At 35.4% G+C, this 15949-nt stretch carries 11 protein-coding genes; 9 read left to right on the plus strand and 2 right to left on the minus strand.

The annotated features are described in order from the left end of the window. The first annotated feature begins 95 nt into the window (after window positions 1–95). The 5 genes from ISU02_RS06555 (at window position 96) to ISU02_RS06575 (ending at window position 6110) form a co-directional block, all read left to right on the plus strand. A complete protein-coding gene (locus ISU02_RS06555; protein ID WP_194701007.1) occupies window positions 96–926 on the plus strand; it encodes a YihY/virulence factor BrkB family protein in 831 nt (276 codons plus the stop codon). Between the two features lie 16 nt (window positions 927–942). Further along, window positions 943–1647 (plus strand): ABC transporter ATP-binding protein, encoded by a 705-nt coding sequence (locus ISU02_RS06560; protein ID WP_194701008.1) that lies wholly within the window; start codon window positions 943–945, stop codon window positions 1645–1647. Beyond that, window positions 1647–4004, plus strand: a complete 2358-nt coding sequence (locus ISU02_RS06565) for an ABC transporter permease (protein WP_194701009.1) — start codon at window positions 1647–1649, stop codon at window positions 4002–4004. The genes ISU02_RS06560 and ISU02_RS06565 overlap by 1 nt, the downstream gene beginning before the upstream one ends. A gap of 94 nt (window positions 4005–4098) precedes the next feature. Further along, complete coding sequence (locus ISU02_RS06570; RefSeq protein ID WP_194701010.1) at window positions 4099–5343, plus strand: efflux RND transporter periplasmic adaptor subunit; 1245 nt, start codon at window positions 4099–4101, stop codon at window positions 5341–5343. Window positions 5344–5678: 335 nt separating this feature from the next. Continuing rightward, window positions 5679–6110 carry an Hsp20/alpha crystallin family protein gene (locus tag ISU02_RS06575; protein WP_194701011.1) on the plus strand — a complete coding sequence of 144 codons (432 nt, stop codon included), beginning with the start codon at window positions 5679–5681 and terminating at the stop codon, window positions 6108–6110. Window positions 6111–6315: 205 nt separating this feature from the next. On the opposite strand, the gene ISU02_RS06580 is transcribed toward ISU02_RS06575, so the two are convergent. Beyond that, window positions 6316–6588, minus strand: coding sequence for a hypothetical protein (locus tag ISU02_RS06580; RefSeq protein WP_194701012.1), 273 nt, complete (start codon window positions 6586–6588; stop codon window positions 6316–6318). A 49-nt stretch (window positions 6589–6637) separates the two neighbouring features. Beyond that, window positions 6638–7240, minus strand: a complete 603-nt coding sequence (locus ISU02_RS06585) for a hypothetical protein (RefSeq protein WP_194701013.1) — start codon at window positions 7238–7240, stop codon at window positions 6638–6640. Between the two features lie 136 nt (window positions 7241–7376). Between ISU02_RS06585 and ISU02_RS06590 the strand changes: the two genes are divergently transcribed. The 4 genes from ISU02_RS06590 (at window position 7377) to ISU02_RS06605 (ending at window position 15948) form a co-directional block, all read left to right on the plus strand. Further along, window positions 7377–12269 carry a cytidyltransferase gene (locus ISU02_RS06590; RefSeq protein WP_194701014.1) on the plus strand — a complete coding sequence of 1631 codons (4893 nt, stop codon included), beginning with the start codon at window positions 7377–7379 and terminating at the stop codon, window positions 12267–12269. A gap of 26 nt (window positions 12270–12295) precedes the next feature. Further along, window positions 12296–13579 (plus strand): lactate/malate family dehydrogenase, encoded by a 1284-nt coding sequence (locus tag ISU02_RS06595; protein ID WP_194701015.1) that lies wholly within the window; start codon window positions 12296–12298, stop codon window positions 13577–13579. Beyond that, entirely contained in the window at window positions 13558–14628 is a 1071-nt protein-coding gene (locus ISU02_RS06600) for a flavodoxin family protein (RefSeq protein ID WP_194701016.1), read from the plus strand. The genes ISU02_RS06595 and ISU02_RS06600 overlap by 22 nt, the downstream gene beginning before the upstream one ends. A 636-nt stretch (window positions 14629–15264) precedes the next feature. Next, entirely contained in the window at window positions 15265–15948 is a 684-nt protein-coding gene (locus ISU02_RS06605) for a FadR/GntR family transcriptional regulator (protein WP_194701017.1), read from the plus strand. Window position 15949: the final 1 nt, after the last annotated feature.

The raw sequence follows: 15949 nt of genomic DNA on the forward strand, positions 1-15949 counted from the left end.
GGGTATTAAAAAAGTATTATCAATTTATTAAAAGGACATCATAAAATTGATAATTGAACGTTTGTGGGGTACAATCTATATCATGGGGGAATACAATGCGAATTACTAGAGAACGACTATTATACTATGCGGAACAATTGAGCATACGCTATAAAAATCATCATATTACAGCATTTTGTGCTCAGATGGCCTATTTTTTTGTACTTTCAATATTTCCTTTGATCATATTCATCTTTACGATTATTTCAAAGTTAAATATTAATTATAGTGAGGCCATATATGTATTGCAACAGTTTTTGCCGACGAACATCAGTGTGATGATCACAGATTTTATAGAAGAGTCCATAAAAATGGAGGGCAATGCACTTTTGTCTATTTCGGGTCTTATGACGCTCTATTCGGCTTCAAGGGCTGTCAATGCTTTACAAAGAGCACTTAACTCCTCACTTGAAATTGTCGAAGCGCACAGTTTTTTGATTACTAAAATTTATGGAATGTTTTATACTCTAATGTTTACAATTCTCATTGTTTTATCCTTAGTGATTCCAACCATAAGCAAGAGATTAATTCTTTTTATCGGTCATATTTTTAACTTTAACGTGGACTTAGGTCTTTTGGGTTCAATTGGAATTTTTAGAAATTTGTTGCTTTTGGGGATTTACATCCTTGTATTTGGATCTATTTATATGTTCCTGCCAAGTCAGAAAATGAGCTTTAAAGAGACTTATAAAGGGGCGATATTTGCAATTGCAGGCACCATATTGGCAAACTTGGTCTTTTCAAAAGTGGTGACGAAATTAACGGATTATTCGATTCTCTATGGATCACTATCTGCAGTTATTGCATTTATGGTTTGGCTATATATTTGGGGCATCATTATTATTATGGGAGCAGAAATCAATGCTATTTTAAAAGAAAATGCATAAATAGGGGGGCTGAATTATGGAATCGATACTCGTTGCTAAAAACTTAAGTAAAACGTATCAGATGGGTGAAGTGACTGTAAGTGCACTAAGAGATGTGAATTTTGAAATTTATGATGGCGAGTTTGTTGTTGTTTTGGGCCCCAGCGGCAGTGGTAAAAGTACAATGCTCAATATGATTGGTGGCATGGACCAAGCATCGGAAGGTGAAATATACTTCAGGGGAAAAGCACTTCATAATGCAACAGATAAAACGCTGACGCAGTTTAGGCGAAATGCCATTGGTTTTGTATTTCAATTTTATAATCTTATACCTAATTTAACGGCGTATGAAAATGTAAAACTTTCTGTGGAGCTTAGTAAAGATCCTCTGGATATTGAAATGGTATTAAATGAAGTTGAGTTGTTGGATCGATCCGATCACTTTCCCTCACAATTATCTGGTGGACAGCAACAACGCGTTGCCATTGCTCGAGCAATCGCCAAAAATCCAGATATCCTCTTGTGTGATGAACCCACAGGAGCACTTGATTTCTCAACAGGGTTGTCTGTTCTGAACCTTCTGAAAAAATTTAATAAAACCTATAAAAAAACAGTTGTGATTATTACGCACAATGCTGGAATTGGCAAAATTGGTGATCGTGTATTTTATATCAAAGATGGTCAAATAGAAAAAGTTGTCGTTAATGATAAGCCACTTGCACCTGAGGAGGTGACTTGGTAATGCTCATACGCAAGATGATAAGAGATATGCTCGAAAACAAGCTTGCCTATGTTGCCTGTATTGTTGTTATGGCTATGGGACTCATGACATATTCTTCTATGTCCATCGTCATGGAAAATTTGCTCAATGCCAAGGACAGTTTTTATAGCCAGTATCGCATGGCAGATGCATTTGCTCAAGTCCAGTCCTATCCTCAAAATCAGCTGGGTGAGTTTGAGAAGATACCGGGTATTTTAAAGGCAGATGGTGTCATAAAGCAAGACTTTAGAGTACAAATGCCTGATACAATTCAAAATGTATATTTGCGTGTTAATGCTTACGATATTCATGAATCAGATCGATTAAATGATGTTTACCTAACAGAAGGCTATGATTTGACAGAAGATGGGTTTCTCATATGGCTTGGACAAAAATTTTATGAAGCCAATGCACTCAAAATCAACGATAAATTGGATTTGATCATCAATGGAAAACTCTACACTTTCACTGTGGCAGGTGCTGTTCAAAGCCCTGAATATGTCTATGCAACTCGAAATCAGGCAGACTTCTATCCAGACCCTAAGACTTTTGATATTGCGTATATTTCTGAGGATCTCATAGAGAAGTTGCTCTCAAAAACTGGACAGGTGAATTATCTGAGTTTTGATCTTGAAGAGGGCGTAGCTTATGATGATGTAAAACCTATTCTTGAATCTAAACTTAAGAGTCATGGTTTGATCAATTTGGTGGAACTCAAAAATCAAACGAGCAATTTTATGCTTTCAAGTGAATTAGATCAATTGGTTAATTCTGCTCAGAGCATGCCTATTCTCTTTCTGAGCATTTCAAGTTTTATATTGTACATTATGCTCAAAAGACTTACAGAAATGCAGAGGGGGCAAATTGGCATCCTCAAGGCTATGGGTTACAACAACTTTCAAATTATGCTGCATTACTTGGGCTATGCTACCACAATAGGTATTTTAGGAGGTATCGTAGGTGGCATACTAGGGACTCAGCTCTCAATATCCTTCACGGAAATGTATAAGACTTTTTTTACTTTTCCCACTTTAAAAAATGAATACACTTATAAATATTTTGCATATGGTATACTGATATCGCTCTTTTTTAGCACTTTTGCCGGGATACAAGGTTCCAAAAAAGTATTGAAGCTGACCCCCTCTATAGCAATGAGTCCAGAATCTCCAAAAGGGGTGAAGCGCAGTCGAATTGAGCACATTAAGATGATATGGGAAAGTTTGACCATGCAGGGACGAATGGCCGTTAGAAATATTAGTAGAAGCAAGGGGCGAAGTGCTTTTACGGTATTGGGACTCATCTTTGCCTTTAGTATACTGGTGGTGGCGTGGTCATACAATGATCTTGTGGATACCATGATGTTTGATCAGTTCAATGAGGTGCAATTGTATGAGATGAAAGTCAGCTTTCTAAACGTACAACCAGCTGATGAAGTCATTAATCAGCTTTATAATATCGATGGGGTTGAATACGCGGAACCCTTGATAGAATTACCTATACAGATTAAAAATGGTCCATACGAAAAAACGACTGTGATCATTGGTCTTTCAGAAGATACGCAACTTTATAAAGTTTTGGATAAAGATAAAAATGAAGTTGACCTCAGTGAAGAAGGGCTCTATTTGTCGGAGAACTTGGCTTCTCAACTGCATGTTGGGATAGGCACTATTTTGAGAATTGAAAGCCCCATATCTGATGACTATATATTGATGGAACTTGTGGGAATAATTCCGCAGTATATTGGGTCTAATGGTTATGCAAACATTTCTTATTTGGAAGAGAAAACGGGCCTTGATAATCTTGCAACAACGGCATACCTTAACATTGATGAGTCTAAACAGGATGCGATTAGAAAAGAACTTGATCAATCACCTTACGTCGGCGTGGTTGAAATTCAAGCACAAACTTTGAAGAAGTTCACTGATTTGCTAGACAGTTATGGGTTTACAAATTATATAATGGCAATAATTTCTATAATTGTTGGTTTTGCAATTGTTTATAATTCCAGTGTCATTTCACTCTCTGAAAGGCAGAGAGAACTTGCCTCTTTGAGGGTACTCGGTATGAGTGTTAATGAAGTGCTGCAAATTGTATCTTTTGAGCAATGGTTACTGGGATTTGTATCGGTACTTATAGGGATTCCTGTTTCCTATGGGATGATGCAAGCCATGGCTGCATCATATCAGACAGATGTCTATTCTTTTCCAGCAATTATAGGCGATAATGCTTTTATCCTTTCAGTGTTTGGGACGGCACTCTTTATATTTTTATCACAGGTAAACGTAAAAAGAAAAATTAAAAAATTGGATATTGTGGAAGTTTTAAAAGAAAGAGAATAATAGTTGGTTAAAGAACCTTGTGCGAATTTTTTCGATAAAAATCTTTATTGGATTGTAGACAAGGACGAGCAAAACCATTAAAGGGGAGGCAATCATGAAGAAGTCGATTAGAAATATTATTATTGGGGCGATTGTTATTGTAAGCATTTCAAGCATGATTTATTCGAAACTTAAACCGCTTGAAGTGGATGGCTTTAGAGTTGAAGCAAGAGACTTATATGATTATGTTGAGGAAAATGGAAAAGTTATCTCTGAGAATGAAGTCGTAATTACGCCTAAAATTACGGCGCAAGTCATCGAAAGGGTTAAGCGGAATGGCGATAGTGTTCAAAAGGGTGATTTGATTTTAAAGTTGGATTCTGAAAGTATTTTAAAACAAATGGAGACCATAAAGGCTCAAATGACTGCTTATGATGAAGAGAAAAACAGTTCCCTTTCAGTGCTTAAAAATCAGATTGCGAGTCAATCGATTCAAGTCAATGAATCCAAATCTAAAAGAGATTTTGCAAAGAATCTCTATGATCAAATGACAGTACTCTATGAGGACGGTTCTTTAAGCGAAAATGAGTGGAAGACAAGCAAGCAAACTTATGAAACGGCAGAATCGACCTATAGACAAATGCAGAGCAGTTTAAACAGTTTGAATGCTCAATACAAAAATACGACAAATGCCAGTGGGACTTTAGAAGCTTTGAAATCACAGTATGCTACATTGGAGTTACAGTTAAATGATTGCAATGTTGTTGCTGGTGCTGATGGACTATTGACTGAATTTGATGTAAAAAAGGGCGAAATGGTGTCACAACAGATGCCTGTTGGCAAGATTATTGATCCATCAAGTTATAGTGTAGAAACTTATGTTTTGACGGATGACATCTCTAATCTGAATGTAGATGATGAAGTTGTTCTCATTCTCAAAGAGAATGGCATTGAAAATGAATTTAAGGGACAAATAGAGTTCATTGCCAAATCTGCTGAAGAAAAAATTTCATCTCTTGGGTTGATTGAGCAAAGAATCAAGGTTTTAATTCAATCGGAAGCACTCTCAGAGGAGGTAAAAGCAGGCTATGAAGTCAAAGTGAAATTCATCTCCGAATATAAAAAAGCCGCATTAGCAGTTCCTAAAACTTCTATTTTCAAAATTGAAGGTGATTCTTATGTCTATGCAGTGAGAGCTGGGCGGGCGACTCAACTTAAAATTGAAACGGGCATTGATACCGATTCAGAGTTTGCCGTGGAGTCTGGCATTGATCCAGGAGAAATTATCATTAAAAACTATAAATTAGATGGCCTGATGCCTGATAAAAAAGTGACGGTCAGCAATATTAAAGGTAATTAGTGCTCAAATTTATATAAAGAATTCTATCGTTTACAAGTTCATGTAAACATAGAATTCTTTTTTTATGAATTCCACAAATGTTGTTGTATGCAAGATTTGAGCCGAAAGCAGCATCAGTAAAAATCGTTTTGAGGCATCGTGAGAGGCGTCAAAGGTTACTCCCTCCTAGGAATATATTCACTTCAAGAAAATCTATTTTAAAGTAAAGAAACTGTAAAAAAAAAGTGAACTCTATTGACTCAATAGAGGAGAAGGTGTATATTATAAATGAAGTTAGCACTCAACTGATTAGAGTGCTGATAAAAATATTTTATTCTTTTAAAGGAGGAGTCATTATGTTAAGTTTAAGACCATTACCATCACAAAAAAGAGAATTGGAAAATATTTATGATGTATTTGAAGAATTTTTTAATGACAGCTTTCCTGTGATGAATCGATTTGGAAATGATAATTTTAGGATTGATGTCAAAGAAAACGATGATGCCTATATTGTAGAAGCAGAATTACCTGGATATTCAAAAGAACAGATTAAAATAGAATATCATGATTCGAAGTTGTTTATCTGTGCAGATCAAGTTACTGAGACAAACGAAGAAAATGATAAATTTATTCATAGAGAGAGAAATGTAAGTTCCATGAGGAGAGGCATCTACATGAAGGATATCAATTCCGATAAAATTCAAGCATCACTAAAAGATGGGATTCTCAAAATCACTGCACCAAAATATGAAGCAAAACAAGAAAAACATTATATTGCAATTGAATAGCGGGACCCAAAATGAGTCATGGGTTGTCGGATAATGGACAGCGTCATAAGAGGCTATTGCAAATCAAACGGACTAGATTTGCAATAGCCTCTTTTTGTATAAAAAAACCTCAAGATATTGCAGATTATTAAAATCAACATATCTCGAGGCATTTTAATTTAGTCTTGAGTTCAGTGAAATAATTTTTTCTGGAATGCCTATTAAATTAATGGCGTCGTGTATCCATGTGTAAAACGACATAAATACGCCAAGATAAACCGCACAGAAGAAGGGCTATAATGATAAAGTGCAATAATGGTGCAAGAGTGTACGAAAAAGTGAATGAAATCAAAATGGTACACGCAATGAGCGCCACAATGATGTGAGTGATTTTTTCACCAAGTGTTACTTTAAAGCCTTTTGCTTTGTCCTCCTCATATTTTGCTTCATCAAGACGTTCCTTAATGGCAATCATGTCAAATGACGTTTTTTTACTCATAAACTTCCCCTTTTGTCGTATTATGTGACCTCTTTTCATTATACTAAATTTATGCGTGATAATCTATAATTTGACCTTCAAACTCATCATTATTACCAATGGTTAACACTCTATAATTGATTTTAAGCAATTGCTCCACAAGACCGTTGGGTTTATATAGAAATTCGAGAGCGGCAATATCGAAGGAAAAAGCGTCTATGAATCGTCTGCGATCAAAATGAACCATGCCATTGTTTAGGTAAATGCCTATATTTTTAAGTTCATTCTCGTAATCGTGAAGATAGGATTCAACTAAAAAGTAGAAATGTGTTCCATAAGAAGCATCTACTTCTTTTGAATCTCTTATAAGTTGATTGATTGCCTTTACAAGATTTTTACCTCCTGATAGAATTTCTTGTTTATGGGATTTATAGTAATTCTTTGCCGTATTTTGATCAGAAAGTCTTTGATAGGAAGCTTTTAGATTATGCACTTTTTCATAGAAGTAATCAATAAGGACACTTTCATTATTGGCACTTTTGTGAGGATTATTATGTGCTTCAGATTTTGGTTTGAGCATGGTGACAGCAATGGGCTTATAAGTGGATTTAATTTTACTCGCAGAAAGATTTTTAGAATTATAAACTTGGTTGGTTTTTAAAATTTGAGACATAATCTGTCACCTCCTCTATAGGATATATCGGTATTTCTGGGACATTTCTTTAGAGGGGCGGAGTTTTAACTCCCAATTGTAATACCCACTAGAATATGGGATAATAGAGTAAATAGTGAGCTTGTGGGGGGATGAAATGATTAATAAAATGGAGCAGTTTATAGAGGATATTGAAAAGGAAATTTTAAATAGATCTTTTTTGAAAAAATATGGATTCGAAAGAAAAGTGATAGATGAATTTCTGTTGGGAGATCATTTTCTCCACATGGTCCACGAAATTATTGAAAAAGAGCAATTTCATTCCAAGATGGTGTTTGAAATGGTGGCACCTTTAATTGAACGCTCTTTCTATGGGACACCACCAGAGCATTGGCTTAGCTATTTTTACAACTACGCGCTTTATTTTTCTTTTCCGGATGCAGTTACAACCCAATTGACAGCATCTTATAATCGAATTGCTGAGTTGTATCTACGTGTTTTAAAGGTTGTCTGTCAATATCAAAAAAAATCGAATGACGGCACGTGGCAAAGCAGATATGCTCTGGAACTCTTAACAGATGCAGAAGTACTAGAACTCGAAGATTCAAAAGAGTTTTTAACTTTTAAAAAATATTTTAATAATGAATATGTGTATGAAATGATGAAACTCAACCAAGAAGTGATTGGCTTTACTACGCTTGACCACATCTGTGGGGTACATTTTTTGGCAATGAGAATTGCAAGACAACTAAAATATGCTGGGTTTCCAATTGATTTAGGGCGGGTATCCGGTGCTGCTGCAGGCCATGATATCGGTAAATTTGGCTGTAAACAAGAAGAGATGAAACGCGTTGCATATTTCCATTACTTTTATACAGGTGAATGGTTTGAAAAAAGAGATATTATCTATATCAGAAATGTTGCTCTCAACCATTCTACTTGGGATCTTGAACTGGAAGCCTTGCCAATCGAATCACTCATTTTAATTTATAGTGACTTTAGAGTAAAAGCTGAAAAAGTCAACGGTAAATCTGTGATGATGTATTTCAATTTAAAGGCGTCTTTTGATGTCATTTTAGACAAGTTGGATAACGTAGATGCCGCTAAAGAGGACAGATACCGAAAGGTATATCGGAAATTAAGTGATTTTGAACACTTCTTATTGGATCTTGGTATTCAAGTGAGTCCGGATAGCGATCAACTATTAGGACCAAATTGTATTCAAAAACGCAAATATTTTTCGTTAATGCAAGGTAAAGAAATTACTGAAAATGTCATTCACTCATCTATAGAGCACAATATCAATTTGTTGTATCGCCTTAGAGATGAAGCTTCTCTCAATAAGCTTTTAGAGCCCGTTCGGAATAGTCGCGACATGACTAAGTTAAGAGGGTACATTTCGATTTTAGAGGAATACTATAACTACTTAACTCAAAAACAAAAACAAATCATGATCAATTTTTTATATGAAAAGCTGATTTTACCAGAAGAGGATATTAGAAAGCAATGTGCTGAGTTGATTGGAACCATTATCGCCTCATACGATGAAGAGATCAGAAAGGAGATTCCGCCAAGTGTTACACTTGTTGAGACAGAAGTGGATACCGTTCGGCTTTTTGATATCTTTGTGGAGCGCTTTCTTTTGCCTGAAAATCAAATTATTGATAGACATAAAAAGTATATCAGCTACAGTCTTAGAGATATGATCGATTCGTATTTTAAACATTTAAAAATTAAAAGAAGTCGAGAAAAGAGTATCGCTCTGATCGTTCAATATTTCAAAGCATTTGATCAAGATGATAAAATTAGATTTTATCTTGTAAAGGCAGCGAGAATATTGCCTTTTAAAGAATTTGATGAATCGCAAAAGGCAACGATTCTTAAATTCGTCTCAAGGCTTTTGACAAACGATGATTTAAAATTGAGGCTACGTGCGTTCAATTTGATTTACACGCTGATTTCTTATGCAAATGATGATCTGCTTAAAAGTTGTGATGTTTATAGGATTTTTAAAGAACCCTTTAAATCTGCAAATTCTCCTGCTGAGAACTATGCGCGCTTAAAGCTCGGAGAGCACTTAAAACTGGAACCCGATAGGATTAACAGCTTAAAGGAAATTTGCTTAAATGATCTTCAGTACACTTCTAATATTTTTTTGAGCAACTTAAAATCGGCAACGCTTGATATTGAAAAACGATTTCAAATCGAATTACTTATAAGAAATACATTGCTTTACGATTATGATAACTGTTTTTATATGGCAATGCATCTTTGCAATTTACTCAAAGTTAGTGCGCTTGAATCCGTAAGAAATACGGCTGGCAGAATGCTGTTGGAGTTAATATCACATCTTAACTTCGAACAGAAGAATGATATTGCAATAGAGCTTATCCGGGCGCTTGAAATGGAAAGTTATGAATTCACAAAGTACATTCCACCTTATTTAGGAAAAATTTTACTGCATATTAAGCCTAAAGAGTTAGATGAAATATTGGAGAGTTTTGAAAGAAAGATGAGCACATCTAATTCAGGACTGATATCGTTGATTGAAAAGACGATCGGTGTATCCATCACCAAGTATGCAGATTATAAATATGCTTTTAAAGAGGAAGCAGATGGGCACAATAGGCGTGTTTTAAGAATGTATGGCATTCTCTTTACTGGATTTGTTCATTCTTCAAGTCATGTCAATCAAATGGCCTTTAGCGTCATTGCCAAAGACATTTTCCAAGATCAGTTTTTAAGTCTGAGAAAGAGGGAATATCTCTACAAATTGATTATCAAAAAAATTATGTCCCTTATGGTAAATACTGATGAGGATCTGGATCTTATTTTCTTCAATAATTCGTCTTGTTTAAAGTATATTTATCAGTTTATTTCAGAGTTTCAACACGAATATGGCGATATCGAGCTGAAACCCAATAAAAAAATTGCATTTTTCCCAGGTGCTTTTGATCCATTCACATTAAGCCACAAGCAAATTGCCATGGATATTAAAGAAAAGGGTTTTGAAGTGCTACTTTATGTGGATGAGTTTTCATGGTCAAAGCGTACGCAGCCGAACTTAATTAGAAGAAACATTATTAAGAGATCTGTGGCAAGCGAGATTGAGGTGTATCCATTCCCAAGAGATATTTCTATTAATATTGCCAATAATGAAGATCTCGATAAACTGGTTTCGCTCTTTCCCGATTCAGAAATATATTTGGTAGTTGGCAGTGATGTTGTTATGAATGCATCGGCATACAGTAGCGGGAAAGTAAGCAAGATATTTGAAATACCGCATGTTATATACCAAAGAGGCGGTTTGGAACTGTCACAAGAAGAAACAGAAAGGCTCAATGATAAAATCAGTAAATTGCATCCTAATACAGTTAAAGTCCTTTTGCCTAAGGAATATGAGAGCATCAGTTCAACACTGATCAGGGACTATATAGATGAGAAGAGAGATATTTCTTCTCTTATTGATCCGCTTGCCCAAAATTATATTTATGAAAAGGGCTTGTATCAAAGAGAACCTATGTATAAGAGTGTCATGACAACCAAATCTTTAGTGTTGGAATTACTAGAAGAACCTAATTTGATGGTCATTGAATCGCTGGCAAGTATTTCTGGAATCGAATTCCCTGAGGCTTATCAAAAACTAAAAGATATTTCTGGAATGCTTAATTTTAGAATGCTTATTTTGAGAAGCCTAGAAAAAAATAATGAAATTGTTGCCTATTCTCTGTTTCATTGGCTTAGAGCAACTAACATTCACAATGAATTTGAAGACCCTGCAATTATTAACTTTATCAGGGATCATTCTGTAGGGCGTATTATAGTCATTGATAGTATTGTTAAAAAGAAAAATTGCGAAATCAAGAATCTTGAACAGATCATGATGACTGAAACACTTGCAAATGCACTTTCTAGAGATTACACTTACTGCGTATATAAAGAATCGATTAGACATCAGGTGAGTCGAGAAATTTCGGAAATTCTTTTAGATCAAGGCTTTATCAATATCTCTTCATCAAAAACGAATGAGATGGTTTATGCTGTGAATATGTCCTCGCCATGCACGGTAAATTTGGATATCCACTCTATGTTTAAAGAACCATACAAGCATATTCCAGAAGTTGTACAAGTGATGAATAAAACGAGATCAAGGCTTCAAAAGGCATTTACAGAACTTTACCCAGGCAATCTTGTGCTCAATTTTGACAGATCTATGATCTATGAGACTTTGATTAAAAAGGTCTGTGATGAAAATAATATGCCCACCACGCCGCTTGTGCCAAAGCAAGTGGGTGAGGCTATGTGCGTCCCTTTTGGTGCGATTTTTAAACGGTGGATTTTGCCGAATACAGTGACTAAGACATTGCATGCAGAAAAATATTTTTCGACGGATTTAACAGAACATCGCATTATGGAATATCCTTTTTATCTAGATATTGCCAATCAAATAAAAATGATTAAATCATTTAACAGACCTTTAATTTTAGTAGATGATTTGTTGAATAAGGGTTACCGCATCAAGGCACTTCAACCTCATTTTAAAAAGGAAAATGTGGAAATTCAAAAATTTATTGTGGGTATCATGTCTGGAAGCGGCAAAGAAATTGCTGAACGCATGAACATAAATGTAGACGCCGCCTATTTCATTCCTAAAATCAAAGTTTGGTTTTATGAGAGCAAGCTTTATCCATTTATTGATGGAGATGCGATTTGGAGAGGCAGTATTCCAGAGAGTAATTTGATTAACTCGGTTAATCTCATATTGCCTTATTCATCAGCTAATTATATCGTGGGCGCATCCAAGGCTTCTATTTACAATCTCTCGGAAGTGGCGTTGCTCAATTCTATTGATATTATGAGTGCAGTGGAGCTTGCCTATGAAAGTCAAAATGATCGATTGCTGACGATTGATCGTCTAGGGGAAGTGCTCAACACACCTAGATATCCTGACAAGGGTAAACATATTTTTTACTCCAATAACATCAGACCTTCTGAATATTTAAAAGATGATTTGGAGCAGCTTAGAAAATTAAAATCATTTTATCTATAATAGAAAAATTAAATTAGGGGTGAGTTATGTATTATTACAAAATGGATGATCTGCAACTGGTTTCAAACGAACCCATTGAGGTTTTAAATTTCTTTAAAATAGAGAGCTTGAATTATTTTAAGCGTACATTCTTGGTGTTTAATAGCCCGAAATACAAAGGCAAACAGTACTTTAAAATTACACCTTCTTTTACATCTCTAGAAGCATATGAATCTGTAAAGTGGCTTATGAGCCCTCATACGAATCAAATTTCGGAAGAATTGAGAGTGCTCTCTGACAGAGAGCTCTTGAGTGGGCTCAATATAAATCCCTGGATCACACAATTAAATACAAGAGATGTCGAACAGATTATCATAGGGTTCAAGGGCTTTGTTGCAGAGGTGACGGCACTGGATACCGGTAAGAAGAGAATACATCTTTTAGGACTTGGAGATGTAGGTAGTACGCTGGCAATTGGTCTAAAACTTTTAGGTGGTGAACGCATTCATACACTAGGCGTTTATGATATCAATGAACATCAGAGAAAACGTTATGAAATGGAACTCAATCAAGTGATTGTGAATCCTGAAATAAAGGTGGAAGCATTAAATGGAGATGATCTTTTCCATTGTGATGTGTTCATATTTTGTGCTTCAAAATATGTGCCGAAAGTCGGTGAAAAAGTAGACGATGTTCGAATGATCCAGTTTGAAGAAAATTCGAAAATTATTGAAATTTACGCTAAAATGGCACGAAAGATGGGTTTCAAAGGTCTATTCTGTGTCGTATCTGATCCGGTAGATTTACTTTGTCGTAGCGTTTTAGAGGCATCCAATCAAAATGAAGCCGGCGAATATGATGGTCTGGGCATTTCTGCCGAAAGGATTAGAGGTTTTGGATTAGGTGTCATGCATGGCAGAAGTATTTACTATGCTAAAAAATTGGGCATTGAATATGGTGCCAACGGACGTGTATTTGGGCCGCATGGCAAAGACTTGATTTGTGTCAATCATATTAACAGATATGATCATGAGGCATCTCTTGCGCTTACGAATAGTGTTATTCGCGCGAATGTCGATGTGCGTGAAGAAGGGGTTAAGCCTTATATCGCCCCAGCAATATCCTCAGGTGCAAAATCCATATTGGATGCAATATCCGGGAATTGGCACTATAGTGCAACCTGTATGGGTTCGACTTTCTTTGGTGCTTTGAATAGACAGACAATTGCAGGTATCGAATACGAACAAAACATATTCGATGATCAATTATCGGAACGTATGATCACTTCTTATGAAAGGCTGGAATCGTTATGGCAGGCATTGAAATCATAAATTACTCAAAACATATGAAACCTATTGTAACATTTTGCGAAGGGTTGGTAAGCCAAGAGAGTGAAAAGGATAAAAACAAGTGTCTACTCGTCATTGAACTGGATGATATTGGTGAGAATGAAGCGGTTGATCAGCTCCTTAGAACTGAGACTAGAAAACAATTAAAAGGAGAGACTACTTTTTTCAATGACAAGATATTGGCCTTGATTGTGAAGTCGCATAGTGAGCATTATACGAAGACATTTGCCAAAAAATGCATTTATCATATCAATCAATTGGGAGGCACCTTTATTGGACATCCTCTTGTGGAAATAATCGAAGGATACCAAAACTTTAAGACGTGGCAGAAAGTTGATTCAAAGCCATTAGAGAGAATTTGCTTTGAGCAAATTGAACAGTTGATAAAAAGACTCCATACCTATCAAGCTTTAAATAGAGCAACGCTCAATATGCTCGTTTTACATGCGGGATATAGAGAAATCTCAAATACATTAATGCTTTGGGACGCTGTTGCAAATGCGTTAGAAATATATAATGCCAAGAAAGATGTGCCCATATTAAATATGGATACACTTCACGTGGAAGAAGGTAAAATTTCAGATTGCTATGGTTGCAGCTTTGAAACCTGTATGTATTATGCACGTGAAAAAAGTTGCTTTTATGGTGGTTTTGTGGTGGAGGATCTTTATCCAAAACTTGAAAAGGCAGATATTGTGGTGTGGATTTGTCCCAATTACAATGACGCTATTTCAGCTAAATTAATGGCCGTAATCAATCGTTTAACAGCACTCTACAGAAATATGGGTTTTAAAGACAAATATCTTTTAAGTGTTATTGTTTCTGGAAATTCGGGAAGTGATTCTGTAGCGAGACAATTGATTGGTGCACTTAACATCAATAAAGGGTTTAGATTGCCAGCAGGCTTTTCAATTATGGCACTTGCAAATGACCCGGGTGAGATCAATCACGCTTTAAATATTGACGAAAAGATTTCAAGTTATGTAAACAAAGTGGTGACGTTGATTGAAGAAAATATTATAAAAAATTGAAAAAAGATGTTTTATTTTTCGTACAATATGGTATAATAAGTGTAACAAAACAAGATTTTGTTAGATATAAAACTGTTGTTACTGAGTCAATTAAACGTTTTCAATGGAAGGGGTGAGACCGCCAGGAAAATAGCGTAATGATTTAGTTTCAAGTATTTTTTTAGGAACTAAAGATAGGGTTTTAATGGTGAACGTAAAGTTACGTTAACCTCTCGAAATCAAGTCTATGTATGAAATCACAAAGATTTTAAGTTTTAAAGATGACTTTAGAAAACAATGAAAGGCACTGTTAAGACCAAGTGTGACAACTGTATTTAAAAAGTTACTATTATTGATTTATAATTGAAATTAACAATCGATAAGCAATTTGTGTTTTACATTGAGAAAGGGTGAGACCACCAGAAATGACAATTGAAGAATCTATTTAAAAGCACTTCTCTAAAGAATGAAAATGGAGAAGTGCTTTTATTTTTTTGTTATTTTCAAAAAAGAGTTGATGGCGTTTGAAAAACATGTTACTATATTGTTGTATTGTTGAACAATTGAACCGTTAAACTATAAGACAATAAATTCAAGATAAATAAGCACTTTAAATGAGCTTAAATATAAATATTAAATAAGAAAGGAATGTGAGCGATGGATATTCGACCAATTAGAACAGATAGACTTTCGGATAAAATAGTCAATCAGATGATTCAAATGATGAGAGAAGGCAATCTAAAGTCGGGTGATAAGTTGCCAAATGAAGGTATGCTGGCAGAACAGTTCGGTGTTAGTCGTGGTATTTTGAGAGAAGCATTGACCCAATTGCAAGCGCAGGGATATATCAGACGCAAGCCTAAAGATGGCACGTACATTCAAGATGATATTCAAAGCATGTTGATGAATGATTCCGTAAATGAGCTCCTCAAGAAGACAACTTACAGTGACCTTCTTGATTTTAGAGAAACACTCGAACTGAAAATGGTGGAGAAAGTAATTGAGAGAGCCAGTGATGAAGAGATAGAAGAAATTATTGAAGGCCTTGGAGTTGCAGATAATGAAAAGGTTCAACATGATATGGATCATTATTTTCATTACAAACTTGCACAGGCATCAAAAAACATTTTTTTTATGAATTTCATTGATACTTACTATGATCTCATTACAGAAATTGCTGTGAAGAGTAATCGAGATCAAGTGAGAAGAAATCAAATTGCAGAAGAACATCTTGCCATTGCCAAGGCAATTTCCGCAAGAGACAAAGAAGCTGCTAAAAATGCAGTTTTACATCATATGAAAATGGTTGATAAGACCGTTATTGGTGAGGAAGGAAAGTAAT

The organism is Fusibacter ferrireducens (assembly GCF_015352425.1).
Classification (GTDB): Bacteria; Bacillota; Clostridia; order Peptostreptococcales; family Acidaminobacteraceae; genus Fusibacter_A; species Fusibacter_A ferrireducens.

Coding starts and splice junctions, on each gene's coding strand:
- ISU02_RS06575 (WP_194701011.1), top strand. CDS start 5,679: ATGTTAAGTTTAAGACCATTACCATCACAAAAAAGAGAATTGGAAAAT.
- ISU02_RS06595 (WP_194701015.1), top strand. CDS start 12,296: ATGTATTATTACAAAATGGATGATCTGCAACTGGTTTCAAACGAACCC.
- ISU02_RS06570 (WP_194701010.1), top strand. CDS start 4,099: ATGAAGAAGTCGATTAGAAATATTATTATTGGGGCGATTGTTATTGTA.
- ISU02_RS06580 (WP_194701012.1), bottom strand. CDS start 6,588: ATGAGTAAAAAAACGTCATTTGACATGATTGCCATTAAGGAACGTCTT.
- ISU02_RS06560 (WP_194701008.1), top strand. CDS start 943: ATGGAATCGATACTCGTTGCTAAAAACTTAAGTAAAACGTATCAGATG.
- ISU02_RS06585 (WP_194701013.1), bottom strand. CDS start 7,240: ATGTCTCAAATTTTAAAAACCAACCAAGTTTATAATTCTAAAAATCTT.
- ISU02_RS06590 (WP_194701014.1), top strand. CDS start 7,377: ATGATTAATAAAATGGAGCAGTTTATAGAGGATATTGAAAAGGAAATT.
- ISU02_RS06600 (WP_194701016.1), top strand. CDS start 13,558: ATGGCAGGCATTGAAATCATAAATTACTCAAAACATATGAAACCTATT.
- ISU02_RS06565 (WP_194701009.1), top strand. CDS start 1,647: ATGCTCATACGCAAGATGATAAGAGATATGCTCGAAAACAAGCTTGCC.
- ISU02_RS06555 (WP_194701007.1), top strand. CDS start 96: ATGCGAATTACTAGAGAACGACTATTATACTATGCGGAACAATTGAGC.
- ISU02_RS06605 (WP_194701017.1), top strand. CDS start 15,265: ATGGATATTCGACCAATTAGAACAGATAGACTTTCGGATAAAATAGTC.